Annotated in this window: 16 protein-coding genes; 8 read left to right on the top strand and 8 right to left on the bottom strand. The window is 43.8% G+C overall.

Annotated elements, in window-relative coordinates; genetic code table 11:
* Positions 1 to 56: 56 nt before the first annotated feature.
* Both ABR189_RS17170 and ABR189_RS17165 read right to left on the bottom strand, forming a co-directional pair.
* A complete protein-coding gene (locus tag ABR189_RS17170) occupies positions 57 to 1,166 on the bottom strand; it encodes a DUF2891 domain-containing protein (protein ID WP_354661690.1) in 1,110 nt (369 codons plus the stop codon).
* Between the two features lie 65 nt (positions 1,167 to 1,231).
* Positions 1,232 to 2,470 carry an NAD(P)/FAD-dependent oxidoreductase gene (locus tag ABR189_RS17165; protein WP_354661689.1) on the bottom strand — a complete coding sequence of 413 codons (1,239 nt, stop codon included), beginning with the start codon at positions 2,468 to 2,470 and terminating at the stop codon, positions 1,232 to 1,234.
* Between the two features lie 134 nt (positions 2,471 to 2,604).
* Between ABR189_RS17165 and ABR189_RS17160 the strand changes: the two genes are divergently transcribed.
* The 3 genes from ABR189_RS17160 to ABR189_RS17150 all read left to right on the top strand — a co-directional run bounded on the left by ABR189_RS17160 (position 2,605) and on the right by ABR189_RS17150 (position 6,533).
* Positions 2,605 to 2,907, top strand: a complete 303-nt coding sequence (locus tag ABR189_RS17160; protein ID WP_354661688.1) for a YbaB/EbfC family nucleoid-associated protein — start codon at positions 2,605 to 2,607, stop codon at positions 2,905 to 2,907.
* Positions 2,908 to 3,076: 169 nt separating this feature from the next.
* On the top strand, positions 3,077 to 4,396 hold the full coding sequence (locus ABR189_RS17155; RefSeq protein ID WP_354661687.1) for a PepSY-associated TM helix domain-containing protein: 1,320 nt from the start codon (positions 3,077 to 3,079) through the stop codon (positions 4,394 to 4,396).
* Between the two features lie 421 nt (positions 4,397 to 4,817).
* Positions 4,818 to 6,533 carry an ATP-binding response regulator gene (locus ABR189_RS17150; RefSeq protein ID WP_354661686.1) on the top strand — a complete coding sequence of 572 codons (1,716 nt, stop codon included), beginning with the start codon at positions 4,818 to 4,820 and terminating at the stop codon, positions 6,531 to 6,533.
* Positions 6,534 to 6,540: 7 nt separating this feature from the next.
* Here ABR189_RS17150 and ABR189_RS17145 read toward each other — a convergent pair whose 3' ends face one another.
* Both ABR189_RS17145 and ABR189_RS17140 read right to left on the bottom strand, forming a co-directional pair.
* Positions 6,541 to 7,503, bottom strand: coding sequence for a terpene synthase family protein (locus ABR189_RS17145; RefSeq protein WP_354661685.1), 963 nt, complete (start codon positions 7,501 to 7,503; stop codon positions 6,541 to 6,543).
* Between the two features lie 31 nt (positions 7,504 to 7,534).
* Positions 7,535 to 8,707, bottom strand: coding sequence for a cytochrome P450 (locus ABR189_RS17140; RefSeq protein WP_354661683.1), 1,173 nt, complete (start codon positions 8,705 to 8,707; stop codon positions 7,535 to 7,537).
* Between the two features lie 394 nt (positions 8,708 to 9,101).
* Here ABR189_RS17140 and ABR189_RS17135 point away from each other — a divergent pair, with 394 nt between their 5' ends.
* The 4 genes from ABR189_RS17135 to ABR189_RS17120 all read left to right on the top strand — a co-directional run bounded on the left by ABR189_RS17135 (position 9,102) and on the right by ABR189_RS17120 (position 12,891).
* Complete coding sequence (locus tag ABR189_RS17135; protein WP_354661682.1) at positions 9,102 to 9,494, top strand: DUF7674 family protein; 393 nt, start codon at positions 9,102 to 9,104, stop codon at positions 9,492 to 9,494.
* Positions 9,476 to 10,024, top strand: a complete 549-nt coding sequence (locus ABR189_RS17130) for an N-acetyltransferase (RefSeq protein ID WP_354661681.1) — start codon at positions 9,476 to 9,478, stop codon at positions 10,022 to 10,024. Before ABR189_RS17135 ends, ABR189_RS17130 begins: the two co-directional genes overlap by 19 nt.
* A 165-nt stretch (positions 10,025 to 10,189) precedes the next feature.
* On the top strand, positions 10,190 to 11,080 hold the full coding sequence (locus tag ABR189_RS17125) for a hypothetical protein (RefSeq protein WP_354661680.1): 891 nt from the start codon (positions 10,190 to 10,192) through the stop codon (positions 11,078 to 11,080).
* A 173-nt stretch (positions 11,081 to 11,253) separates the two neighbouring features.
* Entirely contained in the window at positions 11,254 to 12,891 is a 1,638-nt protein-coding gene (locus tag ABR189_RS17120) for a S41 family peptidase (RefSeq protein WP_354661679.1), read from the top strand.
* Positions 12,892 to 12,907: 16 nt separating this feature from the next.
* Here the strand turns inward: ABR189_RS17120 and ABR189_RS17115 are convergent, their stop codons facing one another.
* The 3 genes from ABR189_RS17115 to ABR189_RS17105 all read right to left on the bottom strand — a co-directional run bounded on the left by ABR189_RS17115 (position 12,908) and on the right by ABR189_RS17105 (position 14,942).
* The gene (locus tag ABR189_RS17115) at positions 12,908 to 13,102 is read right to left on the bottom strand and encodes a hypothetical protein (RefSeq protein WP_354661678.1); all 195 of its coding nucleotides are present in this window, start codon (positions 13,100 to 13,102) and stop codon (positions 12,908 to 12,910) included.
* Positions 13,103 to 13,168: 66 nt separating this feature from the next.
* Positions 13,169 to 14,191, bottom strand: a complete 1,023-nt coding sequence (obgE, locus tag ABR189_RS17110; protein ID WP_354661677.1) for a GTPase ObgE — start codon at positions 14,189 to 14,191, stop codon at positions 13,169 to 13,171.
* Positions 14,192 to 14,354: 163 nt separating this feature from the next.
* Positions 14,355 to 14,942: an adenylate kinase gene (locus ABR189_RS17105; RefSeq protein ID WP_354661676.1), complete on the bottom strand. Its 588-nt coding sequence runs from the start codon at positions 14,940 to 14,942 to the stop codon at positions 14,355 to 14,357.
* A gap of 294 nt (positions 14,943 to 15,236) precedes the next feature.
* On the opposite strand from ABR189_RS17105, the gene ABR189_RS17100 reads away from it, so the two are divergent.
* On the top strand, positions 15,237 to 18,224 hold the full coding sequence (locus ABR189_RS17100) for a serine hydrolase domain-containing protein (RefSeq protein ID WP_354661675.1): 2,988 nt from the start codon (positions 15,237 to 15,239) through the stop codon (positions 18,222 to 18,224).
* A 61-nt stretch (positions 18,225 to 18,285) separates the two neighbouring features.
* Here ABR189_RS17100 and ABR189_RS17095 read toward each other — a convergent pair whose 3' ends face one another.
* Positions 18,286 to 18,729, bottom strand: coding sequence for a hypothetical protein (locus ABR189_RS17095; RefSeq protein WP_354661674.1), 444 nt, complete (start codon positions 18,727 to 18,729; stop codon positions 18,286 to 18,288).
* Between the last annotated feature and the right edge of the window lie 31 nt (positions 18,730 to 18,760).

Raw genomic sequence — 18,760 nt, 5'->3', positions numbered from 1 at the left:
TCAAACAAATTTAGGTATAAGCGTATGCTATTGCAATCTCTTTTTAGGATCGGTAGCTATTTCATTTCTGTGGTCAGTGCATATACTGCAAAAGAGGCCAGCCAGTGTTCACCCGCATAGTCACCACTAGCCACATGGGGCAGCGCCGCTTCCAGGTGTTGGTTAGCCAGTTGGCGTATAGCTACCTGGTTTTTGCCGGCGTGCCGGGCTATACCATAGAGGCACCAGGCACGGCTTAGGTTAAGTCCATCCAGATGTACCAGCTTGCCATCTGTGCGGTCTTTTACCTGCGCAATCGAAAAGCCGGTAATATGAGCAGTAAACAATCCGGGTAAAAACTGTTGGATCCAGGACTGGTATTGGGCTGGAGGCATTACCCGCCACATCAGGTCGGCTTCTTCCAGGCAAGGAGAGAGAAAATCGTAGCCACCAGGTTCCCAGGCAACAGGACAATTTTTGTCTCCCGCATAAAAACGCATGGCAGCCTCCCGGATGGCGTTTTGCAGAGGGATATCTCTGGCTGTAATGGCGTAGTCCCATGCCAGCGATAATCCAAATGCCAGGTTGGTATGTTCGCCTACCCGGATCGGATATACGAGCTTGCCCAGAAAACTAATATAGGCAGCAGAGAACCTGCTGGCCAGTGGTTGAACGTGCTCGCTCAGCGTAGTGCCAAGCGGGTCTTTCCAGGTAAGTAGCTCCCGTTGTAATTGCAGCAACCAGCTCCAGCCATAAATACGCTCAAAGCCTTTATTCTCTTTATTAAGATAAATCCTTTCCTCCACCCGGATATTGTCGGCCGTGAGGTTTTCGCTGAGTTTGGTGCGAATGAGTGCCGCTTGTGGTATACCGGGGAATGACTTAAGCAGGCGAACCAGCATCCAGTGCCCATGTACGCTGCTATGCCAGTCATAACAACCATAAAATGCAGGGTGGTATTCCCTTGGATTTTTGACGAGGGAGCTATCCGAAAAAGTAATCCCTGTTTTATAGGGAAACTCTTGCTGCATACATTTGAGTGGTAGCTCTGCCAAATGGGCTGCGCCCGGAAGGGTAAGTTCCAATTGCCCGGCAGTATTGTTTTTATAGTGTGCTTCTTGTGCCTTACCAGTCATAGTGATGACGATCAGTACGCATGAAAAGAAAATAGCAGTATACCGTTTCAATGGCTGTTAGTTTTTGATGTATGTATCGTGCTATGGGTGCTATAGAAAGCAAGCGTAAATTAATACTATCTGTTAAATAATAGTTTGAGATAAAACGTAGGCTGTCCTAGTTTTTTACGGAGATCTACTTCATGAAACATGCATGACATGAGGTCCTGCAGCTGCTTATTGCGGCTACCCATTTTCATAAGCATGTTAAACAACCAGGGGTATTTAATCAGCTTCTGTAGCTTGGTACTTACCTGGAGCTCTGGCCCAAGTACCCGGTATATATTCACGTCATACGCAGCTAATGCAGTTTCAGAAAAGTCGTTGGCAGCAATAGATAATGCTGCTTGTTGTGCAGCCATACGGCCGGAGTACAGCGCATTACCAATACCTTCACCCGTAAAAGGATCAATCAGGTAGGCAGCATCGCCCACTAGCATATACCGGGGGCCGTGGAGCTTTCTTTTCTTGCTACCCAGGGGAAGACCATATCCGTCTATTGTGCCATTGAGGGTGGCGTCTTTAAACCTTTCTTTCATGATAGGATCACTTTGCAGTGTTTCCAGCATCATTTTTTTAAGGTTTACCTTTTTATCGCGGGCGGATTCGCTGAGCATGCCCACTCCTACATTGGCTTCTCCACCAGGCAGGGGGAAGATCCAAATGTAGCCCGGCAACATATTTTTCAGAAAATGCAGCTCTATAAAATTATCCGGATGCAGGTCTTTTACATTTTTGTAGTAGGCTCTGATACCCGCCACAAAATGCTCCGGTTCCATATGTATTTTGGCCACCTCTTTGGTAAAACCGGAATGTGCCCCATTGGCCGCAATGACCAGCTGAGTTTTTATTTTAAATTCTCCGGTGTTATCTGAAAGGAGGTAGCCGTCTTCCTGTAGCTCATAATTGTTGATGCCTACCCCTTCAAATAGTTGAATCTGCGGGCAGCGCTTCAGTTCTTCTACGAGGAAGTTATCAAAATCAATACGTTTGCATACAAACCCACGGGGATCGTCTTTGTTTTTCTCATAATCGGGTTTATACGGAACATTTAGTCCCATCCGGTTGGGAGCTATAAAAGAAACTCCCCAGCTATCCGCTTTAAAAGTAGCTTTTTGTAATCTCTCTGCAATCCCTTTATCAATACGTTCAAGTACGGTAAGGACTTTGCCGCTCAGGCCATCTCCGCATACTTTATCCCGCGGAAAAACAGCTTTATCTACGATTACACAGGGAATGCCCATATAGGCCAGTTGGAGTGCAGCAGTGGCACCACCTGGGCCGGCACCGATTATACAAACTTTAGTTTCAATCATCCCGTCATATAAATTATAGGCAGTCAAGATACGGAATTGTTAGGTTTGTCTGTCAGGTATTGTAGGGGATAGGGGTAGGATAACAGACAGTTTAGCATAAACCTATATCTTTGCCGCCTAAAAAACACACTATTATGTTTGGGAATATATTTGGCAAGTTGCAGGAAGCGCAACAGAAAATGAAGGAAGGTAAAGTCCGGTTGTCACAAATTACTATCGACGGAGAAGCGGGAGAAGGTCGCGTAAAAGTGACGGTTACCGGCAACCGGGAGGTGAAAAGTGTGGACATTGCACCTGAATTGTGTACTCCGGAACATAAAGAAGAAATGGAAGATCTGTTGATTACGGCATTGAACCGCGCTTTGAAAGGAGCTGAAAGCGCCTGGGAAGCAGAGATGAAAAATGCAGCCGGTGGTATGCTGGGAGGGTTAATGTAGTATTTAATATACCACAAAGAGGATTGGTTGATTCTGTTTTTAAGTATTTATATAACTATCAGGGAAAAGTTTTTCCGCTTTGCGTAAGAACTTTTCCCTTTTTCGTAAATGAAATGGGAGAAAAAAGAGGTCCTTTGCGTTCCGCAAAAGGGAGCGATAAACAGTACTTATGAAAGTTTTTTTTAGGCGTATTCACCTGTATTTGAGTTTAGTATCAGGGTTAGTGTTAATGATTACCTGTTTTACAGGTGCCGTATTGGTATTTGAAAAGGAGATGCAGGAGATGTTTAACCACGACCGGTACTATGTTACACCGGTGGGTACAGCCATGCCGCTGGATAAAGTAGTGGCTTCCTTAAAGGAGCAGGTACCAGGGGCAAAGGTTTCCCGTATTCAGGTATTTGCAGATCCTTCCCGTTCCCTGTTGGTAACGATGGAAGAAGGGAAGAAAGGTGGTAAAGGCGCTTCCGGAGAGGCAAAAGGCAAAGATAACGCCCCTGCAACCGAAGCGAAGAAAGATAACAAGGCAATACAGGGAGAAACAGTAGATAAGGACAAGGCGAAAGCAGGCGGAGCACAGGCAGCTGCTCCGGAAAAAGGGGGAGAAAAGGGTGGCGCAGGAAAGAAGGAGAGCCGCGGAGGCGGAAAACAGGCCTATGTAAATCCTTATACGGGTAAAATCATTGAATTTTACAGCTATCAGAAAACATGGTACTTTACCATGTTCTCACTGCATCGCTGGTTATTGGGCGGAGATATAGGCAAGATGGTAGTTGGGGTTTGCACCTTGATATTCCTGTTTATTATTCTTACCGGCATTATCCTGTGGTGGCCCAAAACCCGTAATATATTAATGCAGCGGTTGAAACTGAAATGGGATGGAGGCTGGAAACGGCTGAACCATGACCTGCATATTGTACTTGGATTTTACGCCGCTATTTTCCTCTTTATATTTTCGTTTACAGGATTGGCCTGGTCATTTGAGTGGTTCAACAAGGGGATTTACACTGTTACCAACTCACCTATGCAGGCGCCTAAGCCACCGGAGTCTGTAGTGGAAGCAGGAAAGCAGGCCATTACTTATGATGCAGCCCTGCAGCAGGTACAAAGTAAGGCACCAGGTGCCGTTTATTATGCGCTGATGGCCCCAAAAGATACCGCGGCCGCATTCATGGTAACCTTGCTCCCCGCCGATGCAGGTCATGAAGCCGCTACAACCAGTTATTACCTGGATCAGTATAGCGGAGCAGTACTCAGGTCCCAGACTTTTGGGGAAAGGAACCTGGGGCAACGGGTAAGATCTTCTTTCAAGCCTATACATACCGGTTCGGTTTTTGGGATGCCTTCCAAAATAATTGCTTTCATTACGTGTTTGTTAGGCGTTACTTTTCCGGTAACGGGGGTTATTATGTGGCTTAACAGGATCCGCAAGAAGAAAAAGGGAGGTAGTGTAAATACAAAACATACCGCTGAAGCAGCTGCAGCTTAAGGGCTTATCAACTTCTGAAATGTTTCTGCATTTAACCATAATAGTATAGACCGGGGCATAAAAGCCCGGCTCATCCATTGGCTTCTTTACCCCTGGATCGTATCGTCTTTTTAGCTCCATCCGGATGTGCCTGTATATAATGCTCCTGGTTTTTCCGGCATAACACTTTTAATAACAGGTATTTAATATTGTCACCATTTTATCTTGCGTACAGGTGGAATGCCTTATTTTCAAAACCTTATCCATTGAAATTCCGTACGTATTAATTGATTATATTTATCATTATCTTCAGCTTAGACGATTCATTCCCCAGGCTTACCTATTGAATATTTAACATATGATGATCCCTGGGAATAATTATCTCTGTTGATAATAATGTATAATTTGTGTGCCAACGATGATAGCATTTAAACGAGTTGTGATGAACCCCGTTTACTGGATAAATGCAGTAATAAAATTGGGAACTGAAGGGCTGGCAGAAGATGACCGGAGACGTGTAAATATATTGAATGCCTTAAGCCTTGCTACAGCTGTACTTTCAACTACTGTGGGTTGTTTGTTTTTCCTTTTCTCCGGCGCTATATCAGTATTGATACCTGCTGTGCTGGAGGGGCTTTATTTTTCCGGCATTATCTATTTAAACTATCGTAAAAAGCATCTGTTAGCTGCTATAGGATTTTTATTGGCACACCATGTTGCGGTGGTTTACTTCGGAATTACCCTGGGAATGATGGGAGAACAGGAGTTAGTGATTTTGTTTCTGGTGAGTGCTTCCATGCTGATTTTTAAATCCTGGTTATTACGGATGATCAGTATCATCATTAGCTCTGTTTCGCTTATTGTGCTGGAGGCGAATGCATATTACGGTATTGTGAAGCCTATTGCAGTGAATCCGGACTCCCAGTTTTTATTCCATTGCCTTGCTATTGGAGGGGTTCTATGCCTGAATATTATGGTCATTACCTATTATGTAAAATATAGTGACAGGTATCGCAAAAGGCTACAAAACGCTAATTTATCCAAAAGCATTTTTATCCGGGAAAGCAGCCATGAAATACGCAATCCGCTGAACAGCATCTTTGGAATCAGCCAGTTATTAATGGAAGCCCGGCCAGAGGATCCAATTGTTAATTACAAACGCATCATTGAGCATCAGTTTGCGGCATGTGATCAGGTAGTGCAGGTGATTAACAATATTATGGAGTTGTCGAAGATAGAGGCCGGAAAGCTGGACGAGGTGGAAATGTCTACCTTACAGATACGGAACTGGATCAGCAATATTGTAGGGATTCACCAATACCTGGCCAATGTAAAGGACGCAAAAATTGTGCTGCAGATTGATAATAGCATGTTGCCAGAGGTGATAACGGACAAAACAAAGCTGACGCAGATTGTCAATAACCTGGTGATGAATGCCATTAAATTTACAGCCCCTCATACCAGCATTATTTTACAGCTATCTGCAGATGATACTTCCTGGAAATTGCAGGTGAGCGATCAGGGAGAAGGTATTCCGGCTGAAAAGAGGCCCCTGATTTTTGAACCCTTTGTATCAGAAAATAACCCACTTTTCAGAGGTACAGGGTTGGGGCTGCCTATTACCAAGCGGTTGACGTATTTATTAGGGGGAAATATTGCCCTTATCAGTGAGGAAGGTAAGGGGAGCACTTTTGAGGTAGTATTTCCATTAGTAAAAAGAGATGCTGAAGGGCCATCAGGACATAAAGAGCAGGCCGTATTAAATGATTGCAGTCATCTTAAAGTGCTGATTGTAGAAGATGATAAGCAAAATCAGCTTATGTTGACGACCTTTTTGGCAGGCATTGGCATTAAGCAACCATTGTTGGCAGAAAACGGGGAAGACGGGTTGAAGCTGGTTCATGCAGCCATGCCGGATGCAGTAATACTGGACAATGGTTTACCTGGTAATATGAGTGGTAAAGCATTATTAGAAGAGATAAAAAAGGATCCCCGTCTCAAGCATATACCAGTGATTATAGCTTCCGGAGATCCTTTTAATGAAGCACGGGATGAAATGTTGACAGCCGGTGCACATACCTATCTTGTAAAGCCGGTCCGTTTAAAACTGTTGCACGAAGCTTTGAGCCGCAGTATAGACGAACAGCGGGCTTTATAAACAAAAATTATCTGAACCGGTCTGCCTCCGGATGTCCTCCCTTACCATACCTGCGGGTATCTATCTCATACCAGCTTTTATGCCCCTGGATCATTAGTCCATTATAGTAAATGAATTGTTGTACCTGTTCATTATAATTGCCAAAATCGGGTAAAGCAGCTGTAAGCTGAAGATAAGCTTCCAGATCCTGTTCATGAATATGTACGGCAGCCGCATAGGCCTCTTCCAGGCTCAGGTTGTATTCATGCTGTGCTACCAGAATAATATTCATAATGTCTCTGCCTTGTTCCTTTTGGACAGAAAAGTAATCATTACACCAGGCAATCATTCTGCAGGTAAGCGCAGCTATTTTTTGCATGATGGGGTGATGTACGACCTCATCCGGCAATGCATGCGTAGTAACCAGTTCTACAAAGTCTATCAGCGGGTATACATCTACTGATTTTTCACGGATAGCCATATATTCCTGCAGCGAAGGAAATTGCAATGTTGCCTTATAAGGTGCTTCGAGCTCCATTCCTTCGATGTATTTATCCATGCTGATAGTAAACCTGGCCATCCAGTTGGGAGGCATCAGTTTGCTGAGTTCATCCCGCATGGTAGCCAGCTGGGGGAACAGGTCGTTTTCTGACGGCAGAGGGGCAGCTCCCTGCAGAATAGCCATGACCCGTTTGCGCAGTAGCCGTATCTGCTGGCTGTTCTGGTGTTCATAATAATCGTCAAATGTAAGGCCCCATAAAGAAAACCTTGCAAGAGGAATTAGTTGCTCAAAGGTAGCCAGGGGATAAAACCGCGCCATGAGGTAGCCTGCATTGGTGTGGTCATACTTTTGTTTGATCTCCTCCGGCAGAAAGGCATAGTCATTGTAAATCCATTTTTTAGTTTCAGCTTCCAGCTGTGCTGCATAGGGACTGATAAGATCCTCGAACGGATAGTACAACCTCGGTAAGGTTTGTGTGTTTAATGACATGATACATAGGTTTTAATAGTGCTGATAAAACTTAACACTTATGAAAGATAACAGGGAGGTTTTTGAAACTCGAAACAATCACGCTGCTATTCAATGACAATGAGGTACCTGGTTTTATTTTAAAGCCTTTTGCTAGTTGAAAAAGTGTTTCGAATGCAATTCTTGTTTCCATTTTACTTAAGCCTGCTCCGAGGCAATAATGGATGCCATATCCGAATGACAGGATTTGCGTAAGGTTGTTGCGCCGGAAATCAAAGACGTCCGGATCCTGAAAAACGGCAGGGTCTCTGTTGGCAGATGCAATCCAGGCATTTACAAGATCTCCTTTTTTTATTTGCTGTCCACCCAGCTCTATATCACAGGTAGCTATACGGTACATACTCAGCAGGCTGGGACGATAGCGTAGCACCTCATTAATCACCAGAGGAATATCTGCTGTATGCTTTGCCAAATGTATTTGTAACTGAGGTTGTTCCGCTGCCAAGATGTACATCGTATTGGTCAGCAGGGCCACCGTGGTTTCGTATCCTGCCAGAAGGATAGTTTTACAGGTAGCTATCACATCTTTGGTGCTCAGTCTTTCTCCATCTACTTCTGCATGTAGCAGGTGGGTCATTAAATCCTGTTGGGGCTGTTTTTTTCTCTCTTCCAGCATGGCACCAAAGAAGGTGACCATTTCCTGTTGCACCCGACGGTAATCTGCCATTCCACCGGTTTCTGCCGGATTGCTAACGATTATTTTGGCCCATTCATCTACCAATGTATGATCCGGTTCAGGCACCCCTAATAGCCTGGCAATGACACGAACAGATAAGGGCATGGCAAAATGATGAACAAAATCTATCCCGCCGTTATTGAGCCAGGGCTCCAGCAGTGTTTTACACTGATGATGCATCCAGGTTTCCAGACCGGAAAGAATACTGGGAGCAAATGCTTTGGAAACGAGTGCTCTTAGTTGCCGGTGGAGTGGTGGATCTATACGGTTCAGGCTACTGCCTACGTTGCTGTTAGGGTCTTCAGGTTTGTAGTTGTTTGAGAAACAGGTAAAATCCTGCAATACTCTTTGGACATCCGCATAGCGGAATACCTGCCAGGCTCCTGCTGCGCCAAAAATAAGCTGATAGCGATCATCAAAATATACGGGCTTTTCCGCTTGCATCTGATGATACCAGGCTGAAGGCTGAAGCAGCGAAGTAGATATCATAAAAGGATTTTAGTGACAAGTGGAAGTATGAATTTAATACATTTTACTGCAAATGCAGAGCAGTTTTTTATATGTGGTTTTTGTCCCTGCTCCATTTCTGTAATCACCATGCAAAAACGGAAGGGTACAGGAAGTGGGGCAAACAGTAGCGCATATATGTCTTTATTACTTAAAGGCTTTGTGGTATTGTGTTGCATGGATTTGAAGGCTTTGGAATCCGGAGATGGAACAGGATTTGGCATACCAGGTGAAACCAGATGACTATGCAAAAAGAGCAAAACACAAATGCCTCCCGAAGTAAGGGAATGTATTATGCATTAGTGACGGTAGTTAGTATCGCCTTAGTTATACAACTGCTGATAAAATATCTGCAACATAATTAAATAGCATGAACATGATCAATCAATATGAAGTACCTGCATTTATAGAAGATACGATACCTGAACTCAGGAGAGCTTTACATCAATTTCCGGCAGTGTTTCATATTTATGAAACAGTGACCTGTTTTACAGATTATACAAGCTGCCAGTTGCGCGATAATAATTATAGTGCGGTTGGTAAATGCCTGGAGCTGGCAGGTAAATTATACGAAAGAGGGAATAGCATTGTAAAAGGGGCCATTACCCGTATTTTCCTTCCAGCACTTTCAGCATTCCCTATTAAAAACCGGGTAACCCGCATTACAATATATTCGCTGATACCTGCATCTCTTTACAATCTGTATATACAGCATCAACTGAATGTTGGTGGCCCGTTAAATGAATATGAATGGAATCGCCAGATATAGTCGTCCGCATCGCCACTGCGGAGGATGCCGAGTTTGCATTACCTATTGTAGCAGAAATGGAGGCTTCCGCCAAAGCAAGGGGCACGGGGATTTCAAAGCGGAGCCCAGGCGCAATCCGTGAAAAAATATTGCAGGGTAAAGCCGTCATTGCATTTACCCAACAAGGGATATGGGCAGGATTTTCTTACATAGAAGCCTGGGGGCAGGGCAAGTTTGTATCAAATAGTGGATTGATAGTAGCACCCTCCTTCCGGGGATTGGGCATAGCTGCTATTATCAAACAAAAAATATTTGAGCTGAGCCGCTTGTTGTATCCTGCAGCAAAAATATTTGGCATTACTACCGGCCTGGCCGTTATGAAGTTAAATTCCCGGTTGGGTTTTGAACCGGTTACTTATGGGGAGATTACACAGGATGCCCGTTTCTGGGAGGGCTGTAAAAGCTGCATAAACTATCCTATACTAACGGCAAAAGGGCATAAAAACTGTTTATGTACTGCCATGCTTTTTGATCCGGGGAAGGATGCTTAATTGCGCAAATTTCCCTGTATCCCGCGATCTGCATAAATTTTCTTAATTTGATAAGGTTATTAAGTACGCTATAGGGTGCTTAAACCGGTATTCAATAAACAGGAAGATAAAAGCAGCAGGTTATCGGGGTATTGATCACAATCAGCAGCTTAAATAATACGTTACATGAAAAGGAAACTGCTTTCGCTTATACTGGGGATATTTATTTTGTCGGGCTGCAAGTTTAATACAGGCGTAAAAAAAGATCCGCGCACCAATTTAAGTATTGCCAACACCGGGTTAAGTTATAATACCTATGTATTATCTGTGAATAATGAACCCCTGCAAAAAGCCATTATAAAACAGGGTGAGAAAATAAGTCTGCAGTTTTTTGATGTTAAAGGATTTAAAGAAGAAAGCGGGAGGGTATATCCTGGCATAAGCCTGGTAGTAACCAATGAGCAAGGGGAAGAAGTATCTGCAAATACAGACCTGTTAGCCCATACTTCTAAAGAGGGGGTATCTCCAATAGATGCGCAAACCTTGAGTGCTTCTTTTGTTCCGGGCACACCGCAGATTGTAGCAGGAGGGAAGTATAGCATACATATACGTATCTGGGATAAGAAACAGGATGGGGAGATCACGGCTGACATGCCATTTGAAGTAGCAAAAAATGTAACACCGGGTATGAAGATTATTGCTGCCGGACTTACAGCAGATGCTGCCTTTATTACTTCTGCGGCAGGCCGTGTGCAAAACAATGAGGTGAAATTGGGCGGGCAGATAGGAATTGATTTCGTAGGCTTAAAAGGATTTACCGTGAAGGATGGAAAAGTATTCCCCGGGGCACGTATCAGTATCTACGGAAAAGATGGTAAGTTAAAACACAAAACAAAAAATCTTTTTGCCAGGATGAAAGAGGGCATTACTCCAGCAGATGCACAGAGCAGATTAAGCATGTCAATAAACCTGGAGAACGAACGATTGAAAGGAGATGAAAGTGAATGGCATTTTAAGGTATGGGATACAAAAACCGATGCTGAAATTGAAGCGGTAGTAGTATTGAAATTGAAGTAGCTGAGTAGTGGGAAGTGATGGGATGATTCCTTCTCGGCATAATGCTCAAAGTTTGACACCGGTTATTATTTTAGAAAACTATCATTCATCAGTTCAACGAGTACCAGCAAATGAAAGGCCGTTCTTTTCGCCTCCTGCTTTTTCTGTATTTATTTTTATTGCCTGGTATTACAATGAGTCAGGGAAAGCGTCTGACAGCATCCACTAAGCTGGCCTCTCTCTGCCAGGTATGGGGCTTTTTGAAATACTATCATCCAGCTATTTCAACTTCCCGCCTTGACTGGGACAGCGTATTAATTCACAAGTTAATTACTATAAACAGGATAAACAATCTCCTGGAGTTACATGAGTTTTATGAAAACTGGTTAAAGGAATTAAGCCCGGTGGAAAAATGTGATACCTGTATTTCAGCAACTGCGTTGCCAGACAGTGCCCGGCTTAACCTGGATTTTAAGTGGATGCAGGCGCCCTGTTTTACGAAGCAACTTATTACCAGACTTAATTTTATAAAGGCCAACCGGAACCAGCACCGGAATCCTTATGTTTATTATAACGATGCTACTGCATTGCTCTATACCATCCATGAAGCGCCATATGGCGATACTTTACCGGATACCAATCACCGCTTGCTGGCATTATTCCGCTATTGGAATATTTATAATTATTTCAGCCCTTATAAGCATTTGCAGGATAAAGATTGGAATGACGCATTGATTACAGCTATTCCGATGTTTTTGGCAGCGAAGCATCCATTGGAATATGAAATGGCATTCATGCAATGTAATGCACGTGTTCAGGATACGCATGCCCAGGTAATGTTAAATACACCTGTGTTTATCAGTAAATTTCTTGGTACCTACCGGCTTCCCATTGTGGTAGGAAGTGTAGGAGAGGAATTTGTAATAAAGAAGGTATTTGCAGACAGCAGCCACCCTCCAATAAAATTATATCCGGGAGATGTAATACTGAAAATTGGCCAGGAGCCGGTTGTACAAAAAAAGCAATTGTTTGCCAGGTACTATGCTTATTCTAACGAGGCATCGCTGAATAGAATGGTGGCTGAAAGACTCTCCTGTTATACAGATAGTGTTGTAACAGTAACAATCAGACGTGGTATCCATGTCTTGACGGAACAGATGAAATGTATAAGCGACGAGCAGTGGTGGACATTTTATCCGGACTATTGGATGAGTAATGTGACGAAGGCAACACAACAGGTACAACGTGCAGATACTAATATTGGTTATATCAATGTTGGTACATTGGAACAAGGACAGGTGGATAGCGTCATGCAACAGCAATGGCATAAAGCAGCCATTATATTTGATTGCCGTGCTTATCCTCAACAAACTGCAGGACTGCTGGCTAATAAGCTATTCTCCGGAGCAGTTACAGCCTATCTGGCTGCTATCCCTGACCTGACATTTCCAGGAACGTTTAAGTATCTGCCAATTCAGATAGGAGATACAGAAAACCGTGATCATTACAAGGGGAAAATAGTGATATTATGTAATGAAGAAACCCAAAGCCAGGCAGAATCGATGTGTTTAATGTTTCAGCAGTATCCAGGAGTAGTAACTATCGGCAGCCAGACTGCAGGTGCAAATGGAAATGCTATTTCATTTGAAATGCCTGGTGGAATAAGCGGGGTATTAATTTCCAGTATTGGTATATTGGAGGCAAGCGGCCGCCAGCACCAGCGAAAAGGCGTAGGAGTGGATATGTATGTCAAACCAACCCTGGAAGGCATAAAGCAGGAAAGGGATGAGGTGCTGGAAAAGGCGATAACATATCTATTGAACAGTAAGTAGCCGCCGTATTGAATTATTACTTCTGGGTGGTAGCCAGACTATCCTGTATAGTAGTGTCTATTTCAGTAGGATGAACTGCTATTATACTATCTTCTGATGCTGAAAATTGCATAGTATCCACCTGCATAATTGCTTTTTGTTTATGCGTGGGTTGTTCCCGACATGCAAACAGCATCAGCAACAGCGCTGTGCAGCAAAACATTACTTTCATAGTTTGAGGGTTGTATTAGGGATAAAAAATTCAGCGATCAGTGTTACAATAAAGCTATTGCAATAACTATTCTGCTGTGCTTATTACTCTATTGTTGTTGTTGTTTAGTGCTTCCCAAAGCATGTCTTTTAATTCTACCAGCCCCTGCTGTATCACAGATGAAATGAATACAACCGGTACATTGTCAGGCAGTTCCTTTGCAATAGCCGTTTTCAGTTCATCATCCAGCATATCACTCTTACTGATGGCCAGCAGGAATTGTTTGTCTAATAGTTCAGGATTATACTGCTCCAGTTCATTTATCAGGATCTCGAATTCTTTTCGGTGATCAGGGCTATCAGCAGGAATTAAGAATAATAATACGGCATTTCTTTCAATGTGCCGCAAAAACCGGTGGCCAAGACCTTTCCCTTCATGAGCCCCTTCGATAATACCTGGTAAGTCGGCAATACAAAAAGATTTATCTCCCCTGTACTCTACGATACCCAGGTTGGGGGTAAGTGTGGTAAAGGCATAGTCCGCTATTTTGGGTTTGGCAGCCGTGAGGGTAGAAAGTAGCGTCGATTTTCCGGCGTTGGGGAATCCTACGAGGCCTACATCAGCCAATACTTTAAGTTCCAGTATTCGCCAGCCTTCTATACCTGGCATGCCTGGCTGGGCATATTCCGGGGTTTGGTTGGTAGGGGATCTGAAATAGCTGTTTCCGCGGCCTCCCTGTCCACCGGGCAGCCAGATGAGTTCCTGCCCATCATGTAATATTTCTGCTTCTACTTCCCCGGTTTCTTCATTTCTGGCAATGGTGCCCAGTGGCACTTCAATGATCACATCCTCACCAAAAGCACCGGTGCAATGGCTTCCGCTACCATTTTGTCCGTCTTTGGCATGTACATTTTTGTACCAGCGCAGGTGCAGCAGGGTCCATAACTGAGCGTTGCCCCTCAGAATGATATGTCCTCCACGGCCACCGTCTCCACCGTCAGGCCCGGCCTGTGCGTTGAATTTGGTACGCATAAAGTGCATACTACCAGCTCCGCCTTTACCGGATCTGCAAAAAATTCGGATATAATCAACAAAATTGCCTCTTTCCACCAGGTTTAAATTTATGCTTTAGAATAAAGCCACACGTTTTGCCCGTTGCCGGGATTTAAAACAAAACGCAAAGATCGTGAAGTTTGGCGAATTAGTACAAAGCAGTGGTACTAATCTCCTACTTACAATCTTTGCGTTATATGTAATGTTGTTAAATGAAGTATTATACGCGCTCGCTCACCAGCTCATCAATCTCTTTACTCAGCAATTCAAACGTACTTTCTACAGTACCATCACCTTTGATCTTCTTGAATTTGCCAAACTTGGCGTAATGATCTGCTACAGGAGCTGTTTTATTATGGTACTCCACAATACGTGCTTTTACCAGTTCTTCACTGGCATCGTCACTACGGCCGGAGGTAAGACCACGGTTTAACAGACGTTTGATCAATTCATCTTCCGGTACTTCCAGTGATAAAACCTGTGAAATAGAAGTTTTCTTTAAAGCCAGCAATTTATCCAGCGCTTCTGCCTGCGCAGTAGTACGGGGGAATCCATCAAAAATAAATCCTCTCGCATCCTGATTTTCATCCAGCTTTGAGCTGATCATTCCTATCACAACTTCATCCGGCACTAACTGTCCCTGGTCCATGAATTTTTTAGCTTCCAGACCCAGTGGTTTCCGGGCTTCAATTTCGTTACGCAGCAAATCGCCGGTAGACAAATGAAGCAACCCGTACTTTTCAATAATGTTAGCGCTTTGTGTACCCTTGCCACTACCGGGAGGGCCAAATAAAATGAGATTGACCATGTTTAATTAAAATCTACTTTACTCGCAAGTTTGCAAATATAACAAACAATTGAATGTATTGGTAAGTGAAATTACTATTGATTAAATAATCTAAAAGATTTCGCCAAAATAGTAAATATATTTTAAGTATTTCGCCAAAAATATCAAATTTTATTAAAACGGCCCATGAATTTTGCCAGGAAGTTTTGAGGATATCAAAATTATATTATTAATATTAGTAATTAGTTGATTGTCAAAGGTGCTTATGTGTGCCAGACTGGTGCTTTAATGCGCAAAACTTTGTAAGTTTATGGAATGATGAAGCAACTACTGGCATTAGGGCTAACGGGTTTGTTAATCACAGGCACTGCCTTCCGGCTCCCGCCTACCGTTAACAACAAGAAAAAAGGGCAAAAGGTTAAAACACTGATAGCAACTCCCCAGCAAGGAGCTGCCGACCGGTGGGCCGACAGTGTTTTTCAATCACTTACGCCAGATGAACGTATTGCGCAACTGATCATGATACGGGCGCATTCCAACCTGGGCAGAGACCATATTAATGCTGTAATAAAAGATATTAATGATAATAAGGTAGGAGGGGTGATCTTCTTCCAGGGAGGACCGGTACGTCAGGCTAATCTTACCAATTATTACCAGTCCATCTCAAAGGTGCCACTATTGGTGGGAATTGATGGCGAATGGGGGCTGGGCATGCGATTGGATAGTGTGATCAGCTTGCCACGCAACCTGTTAATAGGAGCTATCCAGGATAGTACACTGGCTTATGAAGCAGGCCGGGTGATGGCAGAACAATGCAAACGTATCGGGATACAGATTGATTTTGCACCGGATATGGACGTGAATAATAATCCGGATAATCCGGTGATTAATGACCGTTCCTTTGGAGAAAACAAGTACCAGGTGGCTCGAATGGGGGTGGCTACTATTAAAGGTATGCAGGAAGCCGGCGTGATGGCCTGTGCCAAACACTTTCCCGGACATGGGGATACCGATGTGGATTCGCATTTTGACCTGCCCTCTATCCGTAAAACCCGTGCCCAGCTGGAGGCGCTGGAGTTATATCCTTTCCGCCAGGCTATTGAAGCCGGCGTAGGCTCCATAATGGTGGCTCATTTATTCATCCCTGCTATTGATAATAAACCTAATACACCTACTTCTATTTCCCGTAAAGCAGTAACCAAATTGCTCAAGGAAGAAATGGGCTTTAAGGGCCTGGTGATTACAGATGCGTTGGAAATGAAAGGGATTGCCAAATATTATACAAAAGGGGAGGAATCCCTGCAATCCCTGCTGGCAGGTAATGACCTGATGATCCTGCCATCTACTTCTGCTGGTAGTGTTGCTGCTATCAAAAGGGGTATTAAAAAAGGATTGATCAGCCAGGAAGAGGTAGATGAAAGAGTGAAAAAAGTATTGCGGGCAAAGTACAATCTGGGCCTTGGGCAATTACAGCCTATAGACACCCGTAATCTGGAAAAGGACCTGAATGCGCAGACAGACTCCCTGCGCAGGAAACTGGCAGAAGCTGCAATAACCCTGGTAAAGAATGATAATAAGATCGTGCCTTTCTCGCCAGCTATGGTGCAGCAAAAGGTGGCTGTTATAGCAGTAGGGGCAGATGCAGGTAATGCTTTTCTGAGTGAAGTGAAAAAGATAAAACCCGGTACAGATACCTACGTTTTTTCTTCCGGTCAGCCAGTGAGCCAGGTAGCTCCGATGGTATCCCGCTTACATCGGGATTATAAAGCCGTGATCATCAGTCTTCATAATTACAGCCGCCGCCCAGCCAATGGGTTTGGTATTTCAATGGCACAAAAGCTGCTGATCCGTCAACTACAACAGGAAATACCTTCGGCTACTGTTGTTTTTGGAAATCCTTACGCAATTAAATACTTCTGTGAAGGGCCTGCTATCATCGCTGCATATGAAGATGATAGTACTACCCAGAAAGTAGCGGCGGAGATCCTGTTTGGTAAAATAGCACCCCAGGGGAAATTGCCGGTTACGGTATGTGAAGGGTTGCCTTCCGGAACAGGGATCACCTATGAGCTGCCGGAAAGTGCCACCTTGCCACAGGTAGTACCGGAAGATGCGGGTGTAAATAGCGCGATGCTGGATAAGATTGACCCCATTGCGGAAATCATGATATCCAAAGGCGCCGCTCCGGGTTGTGAAGTGCTGGCCATGAAAGATGGGAAAGTGATTTACAACAAATGTTTTGGGTATTATGATTATGATAAAAAGGTGCCGGTAACACCGCAAACGGTGTATGATCTCGCTTCAGTAACCAAGATATGTGCTACTACTTTATCCATCATGCGCTTGTATGATGAAGGAAGAATTAAGCTGGATGCTACCCTGGGTGATTATTTACCTTTTGTAAAAGGGTCTAACAAAGCGGGGTTAACTATCCGTAATGTTTTATTACACCAGGCCGGATTAGTAGCCTGGATACCTTTTTATAAGGAAACCATCAATGCCGCAGGTTATCCGGACTCTGCCTGGTATCGTCCGGAAATGGATGAACAGCATGAATTACGGGTAGCAGATCATTTATATATCAGTAACGGATATCCGGACACGATATGGAAAAGGGTGCTGGATAGTAAGCTGAATACCCGTCAGGGATATGTATACAGTGACCTGGATTTTATGTTTCTGGGAAAAATAGTGGAAGCGCTTTCTGGCAAAAAGCTGGAAGAATATGTAAGAGATACCTTTTATGAACCATTAGGGCTTACTACCACCATGTTTCGGCCAAGGGAACATATCCCGTTACAACTGCTGGCCCCCACGGAGTATGAACGTATTTTCCGTATGCAATGGATCCATGGCGATGTACATGACCCCGGTGCGGCCATGTTTGGTGGTGTAGCCGGCCATGCCGGACTTTTTTCCAATGCACATGACCTGGCTATCATTATGCAAATGTTATTGAACAAGGGCAGCTATGATGGCGTACAATATATCAAGCCGGAAACGGTTAAGCTGTTTACCGCCTACAATAGCAAAATCAGCCGCCGAGGGTTAGGATTTGATAAACCTGAAAAGGGCGTTCAGAACCGGCTCGATGCATATCCCTGCAAGAGTGCCTCTGCTGATACATTTGGGCATACCGGATTTACAGGTACCTGTGTATGGGCAGACCCTCAGTCTAATCTGGTGTTTATATTTCTGAGCAACCGGGTAAGCCCTAACGGAGGAGCTAACACGAAACTGTCTACCCTGAATATACGTGGCAGGATGATGGAAGCAGTCTATGATGCGATTGTAAAAAAATAAAGTCAGAAGAGAGAGCTCCCCTGACTTAACAGTTAACTTGAATATTAAAAAACGAAAGACGTTAATCTAAAGAAACGCTGCGGTTTACCTGGGTTTCTGTTTTGATATCCACCGCTTTTTCTGCTACTTTATTTTTCCCGTTTCTGATCTCAAAAGTGTAAGCACCATCTTCCAGTGACTGGAGATTGTAGCGTGCTTCATATCTTGAAGTAGTGGGCAGCGTTTCACGCAGCAGTACATTGCTGTTGTTATCTTTTATATACAGCATCAGCTTTTCGCCGGCTGGATTTTCTATCAGTAATCTGAAAAGCAGGGAATCCTTTTCCAAATGCATTAACTGCATTTTTAATGTTGCCGCAGCGGTCTTAGGGTCTTCTTTTGATATCCTGGGTGTGCTGGAGGCAAATACGTTTTCCTGAGCATGTACTTGAAAAGTATTTATCAGGATAGTAACTATTAAAACCATTACTGCTTTGGGTGCTAAAACAATACGCATGTGTTTCATGACATTATTTTTAATGTTGATCTTTTAAACT

This window comes from Chitinophaga sp. H8, from assembly GCF_040567655.1.
GTDB classification, from domain to species: domain Bacteria; phylum Bacteroidota; class Bacteroidia; order Chitinophagales; family Chitinophagaceae; genus Chitinophaga; species Chitinophaga defluvii.
This window is presented reverse-complemented; position numbering and strand designations above follow the sequence as displayed.

Bases quoted from the DNA above. Each gene is read 5' to 3' on its own strand.
- ABR189_RS17155 (WP_354661687.1), top strand. From the start codon at position 3,077: ATGAAAGTTTTTTTTAGGCGTATTCACCTGTATTTGAGTTTAGTATCA.
- ABR189_RS17130 (WP_354661681.1), top strand. From the start codon at position 9,476: ATGGAATCGCCAGATATAGTCGTCCGCATCGCCACTGCGGAGGATGCC.
- ABR189_RS17140 (WP_354661683.1), bottom strand. From the start codon at position 8,707: ATGATATCTACTTCGCTGCTTCAGCCTTCAGCCTGGTATCATCAGATG.
- ABR189_RS17165 (WP_354661689.1), bottom strand. From the start codon at position 2,470: ATGATTGAAACTAAAGTTTGTATAATCGGTGCCGGCCCAGGTGGTGCC.
- ABR189_RS17095 (WP_354661674.1), bottom strand. From the start codon at position 18,729: ATGAAACACATGCGTATTGTTTTAGCACCCAAAGCAGTAATGGTTTTA.
- ABR189_RS17120 (WP_354661679.1), top strand. From the start codon at position 11,254: ATGAGTCAGGGAAAGCGTCTGACAGCATCCACTAAGCTGGCCTCTCTC.
- ABR189_RS17125 (WP_354661680.1), top strand. From the start codon at position 10,190: ATGAAAAGGAAACTGCTTTCGCTTATACTGGGGATATTTATTTTGTCG.
- ABR189_RS17160 (WP_354661688.1), top strand. From the start codon at position 2,605: ATGTTTGGGAATATATTTGGCAAGTTGCAGGAAGCGCAACAGAAAATG.
- ABR189_RS17150 (WP_354661686.1), top strand. From the start codon at position 4,818: ATGAACCCCGTTTACTGGATAAATGCAGTAATAAAATTGGGAACTGAA.
- ABR189_RS17100 (WP_354661675.1), top strand. From the start codon at position 15,237: ATGATGAAGCAACTACTGGCATTAGGGCTAACGGGTTTGTTAATCACA.
- ABR189_RS17105 (WP_354661676.1), bottom strand. From the start codon at position 14,942: ATGGTCAATCTCATTTTATTTGGCCCTCCCGGTAGTGGCAAGGGTACA.
- ABR189_RS17135 (WP_354661682.1), top strand. From the start codon at position 9,102: ATGATCAATCAATATGAAGTACCTGCATTTATAGAAGATACGATACCT.
- ABR189_RS17115 (WP_354661678.1), bottom strand. From the start codon at position 13,102: ATGAAAGTAATGTTTTGCTGCACAGCGCTGTTGCTGATGCTGTTTGCA.
- ABR189_RS17145 (WP_354661685.1), bottom strand. From the start codon at position 7,503: ATGTCATTAAACACACAAACCTTACCGAGGTTGTACTATCCGTTCGAG.